Source organism: Oscillospiraceae bacterium (assembly GCA_034925865.1).
Taxonomy (GTDB): domain Bacteria; phylum Bacillota; class Clostridia; order Oscillospirales; family SIG627; genus SIG704.
Genome location: JAYFRN010000028.1, coordinates 1 through 13,987, shown reverse-complemented (window position 1 = coordinate 13,987; position 13,987 = coordinate 1). Strand labels below are relative to the sequence as shown.

The window sequence follows — 13,987 nt, the reverse complement described above, 5'->3', positions numbered from 1 at the left end:
CCAATTAATATTAATAATTTTATTATATTCAAATATTTTACCGCTTGATGGCGGCTTTTAATAGAACAAGTAAACGAACTTTGGCTGCTCATAGCTTCTATTTTTTAGAATCTCTTTCAATAATAAAAGTGACCTTCTGATCGTCCGTAAGCGACTTGCAGCATTTACAAACGATGGAAGAAAAGTGTATAAAGAGATCATCTCCGCCGTTGTCGTCAGAGATAAAGCCAAGGCCTTTTCCGCGTTAAACCATTTTATTGTACCGCAATTCATTTAGGGCGACTCAAAACTTATTATTAACTCGGTGACCAGTCAATAATAATCGCACTTTAAAAAAAGGATATGGTATATTGAATTTCTCTCATATAACGATTATTATTTTATTACCGCTTAATATTTATCCATTATTAAAAATAAAAATCACATGCTACAAATCATCAAACTCAATGATTCGCAAAACATGTGAAACAAAGCAATTATTTTGAATACTCATACAGTATATCATATGTATAATTCTTTGTCAATAACAAAAAAATTAATTAGAATACAATAATGAATACGGAAAACTTCCACATTATTATGACAAAAATCGATTTATTTGGTATAACTAATTAGAAAAGTACAGAGTATAAAGCTTGCAGTATAAATGAGGAGGATCAGACTATGTTGATATGGAGAAAATATGATACTTATAACGGAGAAGTGGAGTCTTGGCTCAAGGATTACGCAGTAAAGAGATTTTTGAACATTGACTGCTTTTGGGATTATTATTCAGCAATTATCAGCGGCGTAAACGATATCTATGATAGTCAAGGAAATTTAGAACTTGGTTATATCCAAGGTAAGAATTACTTTGTATATTTAATTTATGACGATGATTTACCGGTAGGGCTTATTGAAATTTATAATCCGTTATGTATCTGTACAGTCATAATTGCACCGGAACATCGCAACAAGGGAGTAGGTGAGGCTGTTTTACGCGAATTGATAACGCATACTCCGAATTATATACCGAATCCGGAAGGACAACTCTCTGCTGTAATAGAAAATTCCAACATTGCAAGTATAAAGTTGTTCACTAAGGTCGGATTTATTGAAAAAAATGAAGTTGATCGCGATAATAAATGTTATATTCTACGAAAATAAAAGCGAAGAGCGATATTTGTATATTTTATGATTTATAACTATGAAAACATTATTTACCGAGCAATTTGAATTTCATGAAGTCTCGGTACCTTTTCCGGTCGCTTTATACATATCAGTTGCAAGCCTGCAAATAAATTAAAAAATATGCCGCCAAAGAGGCTGTAGTAAAACGAAATTTGTTACAGCCTCTTTTTAAACAAATAACGCGCATGAATATTCATGCACGTCATTGTCCGCGGCGACATGTCGCTGGCTGGGATGGCTGGATTTGAACCAGCGAGATGCAAGAGTCAAAGTCTTGTGCCTTACCGCTTGGCTACATCCCAAAATTGAAACACTAGAATTATATTCGAATGAACCGGTTTTGTCAATAGCATTCGTCTATTTTTTGAAAAATATGTGTTGAAATGTCAATGATAGGTGACACGAAGGAGAGAAGCTTTGTCAAGGTGGAGATTGTAAAGTTTACGGCTTGCCTTCTTTTTCGGCTTTCGTATGCTGTTTGGGATGACTGTGTGGTTTGTACGACTTTTCCAGCAGGTTGTGCCAGCTCTTCAAAACATTTGGCCTTCTATGTTATATTTAACTGCCGATATAACGTTCTGAAGAATAAGTTCATTCAATTGCTGCTTATAATAATGATAAATATAATTTTACAGTTGACATTGGTAGAAAGCAATGTTATAATTAACATGTTTTTGTGAATATTAACACTGTAGATGAAAGCAGGTAATCAGCATGAATCACACAAGAAAACAGGTAGTACATGATATTCTTGTATCAAAGCCCTTTACCAGCCTTAAGGAACTTGAAGAACGTTTCCCTAATATATCGAGCATGACACTGAGGCGCGATATAGAATTTTTCGAAAGACAAGGCGACGTTATCAAGGTAAGAGGCGGAGCAAGATCAATGAAATACATCCTGTCTTCAGAAGAAGAATCATTTCAGCGGCGGCTGTCGGAAAACAAACACATCAAGCAAAAGCTTGCTAAAACAGCGTCTTCTCTTTTCGAATCGGGCAGATCAATATATATAGATTCCGGCACAACTTGCATAGAATTATGCAGTTATATTCCTGAAGTTCGTCTGAATCTGACAACTTCAGGCCCTAATATTGCTCTTGCTCTTTTAAAGCACCAAAAGGTGATGGTAAATCTCGTCGGCGGATTCGTCAATCGCGACAATCTTTCCGTTTCAGGTGATATCGCGCTCCAATATATCAATTCCATAAATATAGATATCGCAATTATTTCTCCGTCCGGTTTTTCTCTTGAAGAAGGTTTTTCATCCGGAAATTTCAATGAATCAAAACTCAAGCATGCAGTTACAGAAAAAGCCCGAAAGGTTGTTATTCTGTTGCTTTCCGATAAAATCGGCAAAACCCTTCCCTTTACTTTCTGTGATCTGACCAGTGTCAGTACAATCATCACAGACAAGCCGCTTCCGGCGGAATTTACCGTTAAAACCGAAAAGCTCGGAATTCAAGTGTTGGTTACTGAATAAAAAGCAAAGCATTACTATTAAATCGCAATTTAATAATATTTTTAAAAGAGAAAAGCCCGTATCCCGGAGCCTTTTCTCTAATATGGTGGTCATTATTAAACTGCCGCGTTGATAAGTTATTATTCATTATTCTAATAGAAAGGTCATTAACTATGGTAACACCAGTAATTATGCCGCGTCAGGGTCAAAGTGTCGAAAGCTGTGCCATCACATCGTGGAAAAAATCCGTCGGAGATGAAATAAAAATTGGCGATGTGCTCTTTTCATATGAAACAGACAAGAGCTCATTCGACGAAATATCCACAGTTGAAGGAACACTCCTGGCAATTCTCAAAGAAGAAGGCGAGGACGTTCCCTGCCTTGAAAATGTATGTATCATCGGATCCGCAGGAGAAGATATTTCATCATTTACCGGCGCCTCCGCTATGGAAAAACATGAAACCATATCCGATGCCGATAAAGCAAAATCCGATCAGTCTGCTTCTTCTTCCTCTTCCGCTTCATCCCCTGTTCCCGGAATTGTTATATCTTCCGAAGGAATAAAAGCAGATATAAGCAAAATTTCTCCCAGAGCAAAATTTCTTGCTGTAAAAACCGGAGCTGATCTTCTCAAAGCTATCCCTTCCGGTCCGGACGGACGTATTATAGAACGTGATATCGTTTCCCTTCTTGACAAGGGCTATACAGTGTCCGCCGCCGCAAAGGATAATTATATCACAGCAGCCGAAGGTTCGGGAATCGGCGGAAGAGTAGTAATTGCCGATACCGAAAAGTCAAAATCCGCCGATATCAACGTAGTCGTTAAGCCTGAACTGAAAGAACAACAGTCCGCAACCGATTATACCGATGTTCCGCTTACCAATATTCGAAAGGTTATTGCAAAATCGATGCAGGCTTCGCTCGCAAATATGGCTCAGCTCACGCTCAACTCGAGCTTTGACGCGACAAAGCTTCAGGCTCTCCGTGCCAACCTAAAAACAAACGCCGAAAAGCTCAAGCTTGAAAATATTACGCTTAACGATATGATTCTGTTCGCTGTAGCACGCACAATAGGCAGCTTTAAAGAATTGAATGCTCATTTGCTCGATAATAAGATCAGGTATTTCAACAGCGTGAACCTCGGCGTCGCTGTTGATACCGACAGAGGGCTTATGGTCCCCACACTTTTCAACGCAGATAAGCTCTCGCTCAATGAATTGTCACGCCGAGTAAAAGAGCTGATCACCGAAGCTCAAAGCGGGAGCATAAATCCTGACAAGCTTCAGGGAGCTACTTTCACCGTTTCAAATCTCGGCGCTATGGGAATTGAAAGCTTCACTCCGGTTATTAATCCGCCGCAAACTGGTATTCTTGGAGTCGATACAATTACTCGCCGCGTAAAAGAAGTAAACGGAGCCGATGTATTCTATCCGGCAATGGGTCTGTCGCTCACATTTGATCACAGAGCTCTCGACGGCGCACCCGCGGCTAAATTCCTTAAAGCACTTTGTGCCAACCTTGAGAGCTTTGATCTTCTTCTCATAAAATAAAGGAGCAGGCAAAAACCATGTATGATCTTTTAATCCTCGGCGGCGGCCCGGCCGGTTATAACGCAGCCGAACGCGCAGCACATAAAAAGCTGAAAACTCTTCTCATCGAAGAACACGCTTTGGGCGGAGTATGCTTAAACGAAGGCTGTATTCCCACAAAAACCTTACTTTACTCCGCTAAAATTTACGATTATTCAAAGCATTCCGCGGACTACGGAGTCACATTTTCCGGAGCGTCCGTCGACCATGCCAAGGTAGTTGCCAGGAAGAATAAAGTAGTAAAAACACTTGTCAGCGGAGTTGCCGCAAAGCTGAAAAAAGCAGGAGTTGAAATTATATCAGCCTCTGGCAAGATAAGCGGCAGAGACTCCGAGGGCTTTACGGTTGAAGCCGGCGGTAAGGAATACAAAGCCGCACGTCTTTTGATATGCACCGGCTCATCCCCAGCGCTTCCTCCTATCGACGGTCTTAAGGATTCTCTCTCGTCCGGATTTGCAATGACAAACCGCGAAACCCTTGATCTTACAGAGCTTCCAAAAACGCTTGCGGTTGTCGGAGGCGGCGTTATCGGTCTTGAAATGGCCAGCTATTTTAATTCTGTAGGCACAAAGGTATATGTAATCGAAATGCTCGATCATATCGCCGGCCCGACAGAAGGCGCAATCTCCACTCTCCTACAGAAGGAATACGCAAAACGTGGCGTGGAATTTATTCTCGGGGCAAAGGTTACGAGCATAAAGGACGGATCGGTCAGCTTTGAAAAAGACGGAAAATCCGACATCGTAAAATGTGACAAGGTTCTCGTTTCAATCGGCCGCCGTGCGCGCTCTCAAGGCATCGGTCTTGAAAACGTCGGAGTTCTCGTAGAACGCGGCGCGATTGTTACAGACCGCTTTATGAAAACAAACATTCCGGGTATTTGGGCGGCAGGCGACATTAATGGCAAATCTATGCTTGCTCATACAGCTTACCGCGAAGGCGAAGTCGCCGTAGATAATATGACCGGAGGGAAAGACAGCGTAAACTATCTTTCTATTCCCGCGGTTATTTACACTAATCCGGAGGTTGCCAGTGTGGGTGAAACCACCGAAAGCGCCGCGTCAAAAAAGCTTGATGTCAGGGTTGTGGAAACCTCGCTTCGTTTCAGCGGCAGATATATAGCGGAAAACGAAGGAGGAAACGGTATTATCCGTCTCATAATAGATAATAAGCACAATGTTCTTTTGGGAGTTCACATATATGGAACATATGCCTCGGAAATTATATACGGTGCCGCGTTGATGATTGAAACCGAAATGCGTGTGAATGATATTCAAAAGCTCGTTTTCCCGCATCCCACCGTATGTGAAGTCATACGCGAAGCGATGTTTCAATAATATAGATATAAAATAAAGGAGTTTAAATATGCCAAAGAGCCAATTTATTGATCCCAAGGAAGTAAGAAAAGCCGGGATGATCGAATTCAAACCTATTCCGGTAAACACATATAACCTTTCGATCGAAGATGAAAAGAAATTATTCACCAAAGAAGAGCTTCTCAATATATATCGCGATATGTCCGTCATACGCGAATTTGAGACGATGCTCAATGATATCAAGACAAAGAGCGCTTATAACGGAATTGAATATAATAATCCGGGTCCCGCTCACCTTTCAATCGGTCAGGAAGCAAGCGCCGTCGGAGAAGCGTTCTGCCTTGATACAAATGACTTTATATTCGGTTCCCACAGAAGTCACGGAGAAATCCTCTCAAAGGGTCTTTCCGCAATTGAAAAGCTCGAAAGCAACGAGCTTTATAATATCATGAAGGAATTCCTCGGCGGTTCGATTCTCAAGGTCGTTGAAGGTAAAGAAGGAAAGAAAGGCGACATAAAAGATCTCGCCATAGACTTTTTACTTTATGGTGCTCTCGCCGAAATTTTTGCCCGCACCACCGGATTTAATAAGGGTCTCGGCGGTTCGATGCACGCGTTTTTCCTCCCGTTCGGCATTTATCCGAATAACGCGATTGTCGGCGGCTCTGCCACAATTGCAACCGGCGCTGCGTTCTATAAACGTATCAACCGCAAAAAAGGAATTGTCGTCGCAAACTTCGGAGACGGTGCTCTCGGCAGAGGACCGGCATGGGAAGCATTCAACATGTCCGCTATGGATCAGATCAGAAAGCTCTGGCCAGAGGATCTCGGCGGAGGACTTCCGATACTATTTAATATTTTCAATAATTTCTACGGTATGGGCGGACAGACATACGGAGAAACAATGGCATATAATATGCCTGCTCGCATCGGTGCAGGCGTGACTCCGAGCCAAATGCTCGCGGAAAGAGTCGACGGATACAATCCGCTTGCCGTAATCGAAGCTTATAAGCGTAAAAAAGCCGCTTTGCTACGCGGTGAAGGTCCGGCACTTCTTGATGTTGTCACATATAGAATCTCCGGCCATTCTCCGTCCGACTCCTCGACATACAGAAGTCAGGAAGAAATTGAAGCATGGAAACAGGAAGATGTAATCGAAGCATTTGAAAAGCGTCTTGTCCTTGGCCAAATTGCTACAACGGATGAACTTGCCGCCACAAGAGAAGCTATCAAGGAAAGAATGACCAAGATCATAAAGCTTGCCATAGATGATTCCGTTTCACCGAGAATGGATCTTGATAAAGAGCCGGATGCCATTTCATCAATCATGTTTTCCAATAAAAAGGTTGAGAAATTTGACGACAGAGAGCCCGAGGTTCTCATGCCTATGTCGGAAAACAGCCATGTTAAATCGATAGCCGGCAAAGCGCGCTTTGCCTTCGAAGCAGATGGCAAGGCGGTTCCTAAATCAAAAACATACAATATCCGCGACGGTATCTTTGAAGCTATAATTGACCGTTTTTATAAAGATCCGACGACTATTGCGTATGGCGAAGACAACCGCGATTGGGGCGGTGCTTTCGCAGTATACAGAGGGCTTACCGAAGCTCTTCCTTATCAGCGTTTCTTTAACGCTCCGATCTCCGAAAGCGCGATCGTCGGTACATCAGTGGGTTATGCCATGTGCGGCGGCAGAGCGATCGTCGAGCTCATGTACGCAGACTTTATCGGCTGTGCCGGAGATGAAATTTTCAACCAGCTCAGCAAATGGCAGTCAATGAGTGCTGGGATTCTTAAGATGCCTGTCGTTCTCCGCGTTTCTGTAGGAAGCAAATACGGCGCACAACATTCTCAGGACTGGACAGCGCTCACCGCTCATATCCCCGGACTGAAGGTATGCTTCCCCGCTACTCCGTATGACGCAAAAGGACTTATGTGCTCCGCACTCTCCGGAACCGATCCTGTCATTTTCTTCGAAAGCCAGCGCATATATGATATGGGTGAACAGTTCCATAAAGGCGGCGTACCTGTAGAAAACTATGAAATTCCGTTCGGCGAACCAGATGTAAAACTAGAAGGCACTGATGTTACCATTCTTTCCATAGGTGCCGTTCTTTACCGCGCACTTGAAGCCGCAAAACTGTTAAAGGATAAATACGGAATATCCGCCGAAATTATCGACGCCCGCTCACTCGTTCCCTTCAATTATGAAAAAGTGATCGAATCTGTAAAGAAAACGGGAAAAATCGTGATCGTCGGAGACGCATGCGAAAGAAACTCTGTAATGCGCGATTTCGCATCCAATCTTACCGAGCTTTGCTTTGACTATCTTGATGGTCCTCCCGTCGTGGTCGGCAGCCGCAACTGGATCACTCCGTCGCATGAGCTTGAAAAATACTTCTTCCCGCAGGCTGATACGATTATCGACGCCATATCCGAAAAAATATTGCCCATTCCCGGACTTGTTCCGACGCACAATTTCACCAATCTCGAAAAAATCAACAGAGCGAAAAAGGGCATTTAATTATTAACGCGAATACTTTCTGTTGATTATTATTAAAACGGCATTTAAACAATGTCTACTGAATAATGCCGTTTTCGAACGGCACAGGTTTTGGCAGTTGAAAAGCCCTCCAAAATCATTGATTTTGGAGTTCAGCATTCATTGATTGCCACCTGTTTTCTAAATTGGTCGGGATTCGACCAATTTAGAGGTGCAAGGTTTTTGAGCTGTAAAGCTTAAAAACCTTGCACCTGATCAATCATTGTTTTCATCTTTTCCTTACTGTCGTATGTGTTTCATGATTGTCAGCAGACATTAAATAAGTATTGTTTTATAAGAGAAAAAAGCCAGTATATTTCTCTCTATTACGGTAATTATTTAAATTCCGAGTTAATAAATAGGTATGAAAACGGGTAAAGCACACCTGACCGGCGCGCCTTACCCAGCAAATATATTGTAACAGCGAGAAAAGCACATATACCGGTGCTTTTCTCTTTTTTAACGGGCATTATAACAGAAGCAGCTATAATGGCAGCATGACTTCTGTGGCAAACACGCCATCTTCGTTTTGCCTGTTAACATAGCCGTTATACTTGTCTACTATGCGGTCAACGCGTATTAGCCCGAAACCATGCGTATCACTGCATTTTGTTGATACATAAGTCATACCTGCTTTTTTAACTTCACCACCGACAGAATTGGAGACATAGATATACAGCTGTTCTTTGAGAATGCCAATATAAATACGTATGAATCTGTCTTTTGTTTCAGACTGTTTTAAACATGCTTCCATAGCGTTGTCAAGCAGGTTGCCGATGATCACACATAAGTCAATTTCCGATGTTTTAAGCTCCGACGGAACGACCGCCTTTGCATTTATATTAATGTTTTTTGATTTTATCAAAGACAGCTTGCTGTTTAATATTGCATCAATCATAACATTTCCCGTTTTTATTACAGTATCGACAGCAGATAAATCATTGTTAAGCTCAGTTAAATATTTATCAAGTCTTTCATTGTAAAGCGCAGCTTCATCATCATGATTTTCACCGGCATTCCTGGCTTGGGAAACAAGCACTCTCATAACCTGTATGTGGTTATGATAATCATGACGCCAACCGCGCATTTGCCTGTATATATTCTGAACTTCGTCGTAATGCTTTGCAATAAGATCATTTTGATATTCAGATATACGTCGTTCTATTGCCCGGCCGAAAATCATATCAAATAATGTCATTTTTAATTTATAATCCTCTTATAAAAATCAATAAATGCTTGATTTACACTGTTGTATGCGTTTCGCGAAAGCGGCAGCATTTTGCCGTTGTCGAGAATCACATCGGTTTTGGTAATGCGTTTTACGTATTTCAACCCGACTATATAAGATCGGTGGCAGCGGATAAAACCGTCGCCGAGAAGCTTTTCCGCTTCCGATATCGACATTTTAACTTCGCATGAACCGTCGGTTTTATTGATCATAACCGAATGCGCAAAAGCTTCTGAAAATATAATTTCATCCGCGAAAACACGGATGATTTCGCCATCGGTATTAAAAAGAACCGCGCGTTTTTCTTTACATAGATGTTGGCAGGCACGGTCAAGTACCTCAAAAAGTTTGTCAGAACTGACAGGCTTCATCAGATAATGTAATGCCGCAACTTCGTATCCTTCGGATATAAAATCCGGAAAGCCTGTAATAAATATAATCTGTACAGATAAATTATCAGCTCTGACTTTTTTTGCGAGTTCAATGCCGTTTATTTTATTCATTTCAATATCAAGCAGCAGTATGTCATAATCCTTGTGTTCGGCATAATCGAAAAGGAATGCTTCTGCGCTTTCAAAAGCAGAAACGGAAGCAAGGTTTCCTGTTTTTACTGCCCAATCAGATAAAAGCGAAGAAAGATATTTTAGCTCAATTTTTTCATCATCACATATTGCAATTTTATATATCATTATTTATGCTCCGTTATTGCAACAACTTGTCGACATCGGGTGTTACCTTTATGGCGAGTTTTTCATTATTAGGAAATTTAACGATATATACGAGTCGCAAATCATTATCTCCGCGTGAGCTGTCATGTAAAGCAAGCTGCTTTGGAGATTTATCTCCATATAAAGAGAATATTTTTAATGTGTCAATATTCATTATAATTATCCTAAATATATTATTATATAATTCTGCTGAACTCAATGCACAATAGTAAAACAAGTATAAATTTTGTCAGACATAAATCATCTATGGCTTTCAATAAAAGAATTTTTAAAATAAAAAATTTTCAATAAATTTTATTATAATTGAATATTATTGAATAATATGATAATAAGAGGAAAAAATAGATTTGTGCGACGTACGTACAAAAATATTTTATAATCGGCTGACGGTTAAATTAACCGCAACCTCAGCCAATTAACATTATGGAGTAAATATGAAAAGAAAAATTTTTCTTTCGATCGCTGCGGTCGTTTTATCAACAGCAATTTTTTTAGCGCTTAGCATTTGCCTTACGGCGTGTGAGCCAAATAAAAAAACAACCGATACAAAAGACACAGGCATCGTAACAACACCTGGAACTGTTCAAAACACCATTCCTAATACAACTCCGGTAAACACCCTTTATGGCGTATATTACAACGGCGCAGACAAATATGATTACAGAAATGACGGATTTGTCTACAAAAACGACGTCAAAACGTATAAATATGGTGTTGTCAACAACAAGCTCAGATTATATAATTCTCTGAATGACGCGGATGGATACAACGACTATGATTATACTATTGGTGAAAGCGGATTGGCGTATAACGGATTGACTTATTCAAAAACCGCTCCTAACATGCCCTGAGCCATATATTCGACACATTTTCCCGCAGCCGAAAAGCCGCGGGAATTTTCTTATGAATCTGGCAAATCTTATCATTTGCCTTTTGCGTTCATATTTATAATATCCGCTCTAGAAAGAGCCTCTATGATTTTTTTTTGGTTTTCGATAACAGCATCAAGCTTTTTATGTAAATCGTCTATAACAAGCTCGTTTTTTAAATTTATTTGATAATCGTTTTCTGCTCGTGCACGGTCCTTCACTTCCTGACGGTTCTGACTCATCATAATAAAAGGCGCCTGTACTGCCGCGACGCATGACAAAACAAGATTTAGAAGAATAAAGGGATATACATCAAAAGCATCGGTATCAAGCACAATATTCAATACCATCCATATTGCCATACCACCCAGAAAAGTAAATATAAATGCCCAGCTGCCCGCAAACTTAGCTACGGAATCTGATGCTCTTTGCCCAAGAGACGATCTTTTATTATTTTCGCTTAAATCAGTCGATAGCTTCTGCTCAAGCAGCATATGCATTAGTTCTTCATCGTTGAATTTTTCATCTGAGCTTTTCAAAAGTTCATTAATAAGTTTATTTCTATTATTCTTCTGCACAAAAAAGTCCTCCTATGCCATATAAAGGCGCTAATTTTATTAAAGTATACATCTGATTTTTAAAAATTACAATAATAATAATCGGCAATAATAAATAATTACGCTTTTACATCAATAAATATTTACCTTTTTTTTTGTGAAAATGTACTTGACAACAATGTGCGAGAATGCTATAATAACCCCGTTGCGTTAATGCGACATATTAATAATTAATTTCGGGGTGTGGCTCAGCTTGGTAGAGCGCTTGGTTCGGGACCAAGAGGCCGGAAGTTCAAATCTTCTCACTCCGACCAAAATTTAGTCGAAATGCTGTAATTCCATCAGTGTTTCGGCTTTTTTGTGCCTTTTAAGCTTATATTTTATGAGTTTGATAAAAGAGTTATTATTCTATAAAATATAGCTTGTTTTACTTCGGCTGACACCGAATTGAATGAGTTGCCGGAAAAATACAAGGCGAGTGAAAACAAATAGCTTCTTTCAACTGAAAAAACAAATAGCTTTTTTCAAATGAAAAACAAATAACTTTCTTTCAAATAATTGAAATTTTCAATCGTTTGAAGTATAATAAAATAAAATTATCGACGGGAGTAAAATATGTAATATTTTGCTCTGAAAGAGGATGCAGCAAGGTGGGGCGTTTAAATAGAATATCAACATATTATTGCACTGCATGACGTCGAAACAAAATGTTAAACAATATTAAAGTACTGTCGGAAACCGGTCTGCAGGGAAAGCCTGAACAGTCGAATTATGAATAAATAAAAATAAAGAGGAGGTTGCCATTATGTCATTAAAAAACGCAAAGATATTTCTTGAGGAATTATCCAGCAATGAAACCATGCAAAAACAGCTGAATAAAATGAATCCGAAGTTACCGGAAGATGTGGTTTCCTTTGCAAAGGACGCACATTTGAGCTTTACAAAAGAAGAAATGCGGGGTGTGTTGGCTGAAATGGGAGCGTTGAAACTAACGGATGAAGAGCTTGAAAAAATTTCGGCCGGTGCATTCCCTACTGCCATCAATTCTCAGATAACAGACAGTGTAACTCAGGTAAATTCAAAAATTCTTGGCGACGCCCCCGCAATTGCCATGGGAAATCTATATGTAGCGACAAGTCAAGCGCTCAGTAACGCGGCCCAGAATGCCATTATCAACCAGCAGCAAAATAATGCCACTATGCAGGCATCCACTACTATGGGTATTGCCACGATATTTACATTAAATACACTGGAATCATGAATTGCTAAACTGAAAGACAATACAGACTTTAGAGGAGAATAATGATCATAATGCCGCAGTCGGCGGAAAATGTCCAAAATGCGATGGTATTCTTGTTGAACGACACGGTAAAAACGGATCATTTATTGGATGCTCAAACTACCCTAAATGCAGATTTACAAATCAAAGTAAATAAACTTTTTTTAACATATTATTTATAACACTTATTCACCACATTTCAAAAAATGCTATTTTAAAAGCGCTCATTGGGCGCTTTTATCTTTTGCCATGTTCAAATATTAAGTTTAAGATATCATTGGCTCTTTTCAGTTCGGCGTTCTCGCGTTCGAGCTCTTTGAATCGATTCTTTTGTTCCGTGTCGGTAAGCGCAGGACTCAACTTTTGAGCTTTGCGATTCTTCCGCCAATCCGCGATCGTGTAATATCGCAGTCCTAATTGCTCCGCTGTTTTCTTTACTCCGATTTCATCGGATAATTTCAGCGCTTCTTCTTTGAATTCTTTACTGTAAATCATTTTCTTTCGCCCTTTCTGATTTTTTTATTCTATCAGATTTTTGGGCTTTTGTCGACTCTACTTATATGATAACATTCCACGCCACTGTCGTTCGCCTCCTTATTCATAGACTGCCGTCACCAGCGAATTGACCAGTCCGTAAAGGTTGGTGTTCAACCGGGTATCGGTGATATTGTTCGCGACGATTGATGTGGCGGCGGCAGGTACCAGCACGTCGGCGATGCCAAGTTCGTAAACGTCGCTGGTCCGTGTCAATGCTGGAGCCGCCGGCGTCGCGGCGGGGGTGCCGGCGACGACGGCAAGCCGAATATTTCGGCTGACCTTGCTTAAACGGACAACGACCCGGTCAATCCGGGGATTGCTCCCGTTCGCCGTGGTGAGCGGCAGGTTTAATGCGTCCGTGTTTTCATACCGGTAACCGCTAATCCACGCGCCGCCCGCGGCGATACTCACCGCAAGCCCGCTCCCCGGCGTCGCCTGCAGATTGGTCGCCGCCGCGTAAAATACGCCGTTTGAGACGAGACTTCCAAAATACGCCGCGAAGTCCGTCGCGTCATAGATTCGGTCCCCGTCCGATGAGTTGAAAAATCCGCTTTTCTCCATATTGCTTTCCTCCCGGTATATTATCGCATTGTCCCCGGAAACATCAGGGATGTAACTTCATTTGGTCAGGCTGTCAATGAATCGGGAATATCTGATATGGTTGTAATAGCCGACAAGGGCTTCGGTTCGGAAGCAAATTTTGAGATGCTT

Annotated in this window: 14 protein-coding genes and 2 tRNA genes; 9 read left to right on the top strand and 7 right to left on the bottom strand. The window is 40.8% G+C overall.

Translation table 11 applies throughout. The annotated features are described in order from the left end of the window. Window positions 1-97 precede the first annotated feature (97 nt). Window positions 98-190, bottom strand: coding sequence for a hypothetical protein (locus tag VB118_10235; protein MEA4832975.1), 93 nt, complete (start codon window positions 188-190; stop codon window positions 98-100). A 473-nt stretch (window positions 191-663) separates the two neighbouring features. Between VB118_10235 and VB118_10230 the strand changes: the two genes are divergently transcribed. Continuing rightward, entirely contained in the window at window positions 664-1,146 is a 483-nt protein-coding gene (locus VB118_10230) for a GNAT family N-acetyltransferase (GenBank protein ID MEA4832974.1), read from the top strand. A 250-nt stretch (window positions 1,147-1,396) separates the two neighbouring features. On the opposite strand, the gene VB118_10225 is transcribed toward VB118_10230, so the two are convergent. Continuing rightward, a tRNA-Gln gene (locus tag VB118_10225) sits at window positions 1,397-1,472 on the bottom strand. Between the two features lie 412 nt (window positions 1,473-1,884). Here VB118_10225 and VB118_10220 point away from each other — a divergent pair. The 4 genes from VB118_10220 (at window position 1,885) to VB118_10205 (ending at window position 8,060) form a co-directional block, all read left to right on the top strand. After that, window positions 1,885-2,652, top strand: coding sequence for a DeoR/GlpR family DNA-binding transcription regulator (locus VB118_10220; GenBank protein ID MEA4832973.1), 768 nt, complete (start codon window positions 1,885-1,887; stop codon window positions 2,650-2,652). Window positions 2,653-2,804: 152 nt separating this feature from the next. Beyond that, window positions 2,805-4,181 carry a dihydrolipoamide acetyltransferase family protein gene (locus VB118_10215; GenBank protein ID MEA4832972.1) on the top strand — a complete coding sequence of 459 codons (1,377 nt, stop codon included), beginning with the start codon at window positions 2,805-2,807 and terminating at the stop codon, window positions 4,179-4,181. 17 nt (window positions 4,182-4,198) lie between these two features. Then, window positions 4,199-5,557, top strand: coding sequence for a dihydrolipoyl dehydrogenase (lpdA, locus tag VB118_10210; GenBank protein MEA4832971.1), 1,359 nt, complete (start codon window positions 4,199-4,201; stop codon window positions 5,555-5,557). A gap of 28 nt (window positions 5,558-5,585) precedes the next feature. Continuing rightward, the gene (locus tag VB118_10205) at window positions 5,586-8,060 is read left to right on the top strand and encodes a thiamine pyrophosphate-dependent enzyme (GenBank protein MEA4832970.1); all 2,475 of its coding nucleotides are present in this window, start codon (window positions 5,586-5,588) and stop codon (window positions 8,058-8,060) included. Between the two features lie 502 nt (window positions 8,061-8,562). On the opposite strand, the gene VB118_10200 is transcribed toward VB118_10205, so the two are convergent. Next, window positions 8,563-9,276, bottom strand: a complete 714-nt coding sequence (locus VB118_10200) for an ATP-binding protein (GenBank protein MEA4832969.1) — start codon at window positions 9,274-9,276, stop codon at window positions 8,563-8,565. Window positions 9,277-9,278: 2 nt separating this feature from the next. Then, the gene (locus VB118_10195; protein MEA4832968.1) at window positions 9,279-9,995 is read right to left on the bottom strand and encodes a LytTR family DNA-binding domain-containing protein; all 717 of its coding nucleotides are present in this window, start codon (window positions 9,993-9,995) and stop codon (window positions 9,279-9,281) included. A 473-nt stretch (window positions 9,996-10,468) separates the two neighbouring features. Here VB118_10195 and VB118_10190 point away from each other — a divergent pair, with 473 nt between their 5' ends. Continuing rightward, on the top strand, window positions 10,469-10,885 hold the full coding sequence (locus VB118_10190; protein MEA4832967.1) for a hypothetical protein: 417 nt from the start codon (window positions 10,469-10,471) through the stop codon (window positions 10,883-10,885). A 71-nt stretch (window positions 10,886-10,956) separates the two neighbouring features. On the opposite strand, the gene VB118_10185 is transcribed toward VB118_10190, so the two are convergent. Continuing rightward, the gene (locus tag VB118_10185) at window positions 10,957-11,481 is read right to left on the bottom strand and encodes a DUF1003 domain-containing protein (protein ID MEA4832966.1); all 525 of its coding nucleotides are present in this window, start codon (window positions 11,479-11,481) and stop codon (window positions 10,957-10,959) included. A 216-nt stretch (window positions 11,482-11,697) separates the two neighbouring features. Here VB118_10185 and VB118_10180 point away from each other — a divergent pair. The 3 genes from VB118_10180 to VB118_10170 all read left to right on the top strand — a co-directional run bounded on the left by VB118_10180 (window position 11,698) and on the right by VB118_10170 (window position 12,896). After that, window positions 11,698-11,774: transfer RNA gene (locus VB118_10180), tRNA-Pro, on the top strand. Between the two features lie 491 nt (window positions 11,775-12,265). Next, entirely contained in the window at window positions 12,266-12,721 is a 456-nt protein-coding gene (locus tag VB118_10175; GenBank protein ID MEA4832965.1) for a Nif11-like leader peptide family RiPP precursor, read from the top strand. Between the two features lie 19 nt (window positions 12,722-12,740). Next, complete coding sequence (locus VB118_10170; GenBank protein MEA4832964.1) at window positions 12,741-12,896, top strand: topoisomerase DNA-binding C4 zinc finger domain-containing protein; 156 nt, start codon at window positions 12,741-12,743, stop codon at window positions 12,894-12,896. Between the two features lie 80 nt (window positions 12,897-12,976). Here VB118_10170 and VB118_10165 read toward each other — a convergent pair whose 3' ends face one another. Next, window positions 12,977-13,234 (bottom strand): transposase, encoded by a 258-nt coding sequence (locus VB118_10165; protein MEA4832963.1) that lies wholly within the window; start codon window positions 13,232-13,234, stop codon window positions 12,977-12,979. Between the two features lie 99 nt (window positions 13,235-13,333). Next, window positions 13,334-13,837: a hypothetical protein gene (locus VB118_10160; GenBank protein MEA4832962.1), complete on the bottom strand. Its 504-nt coding sequence runs from the start codon at window positions 13,835-13,837 to the stop codon at window positions 13,334-13,336. Window positions 13,838-13,987: the final 150 nt, after the last annotated feature.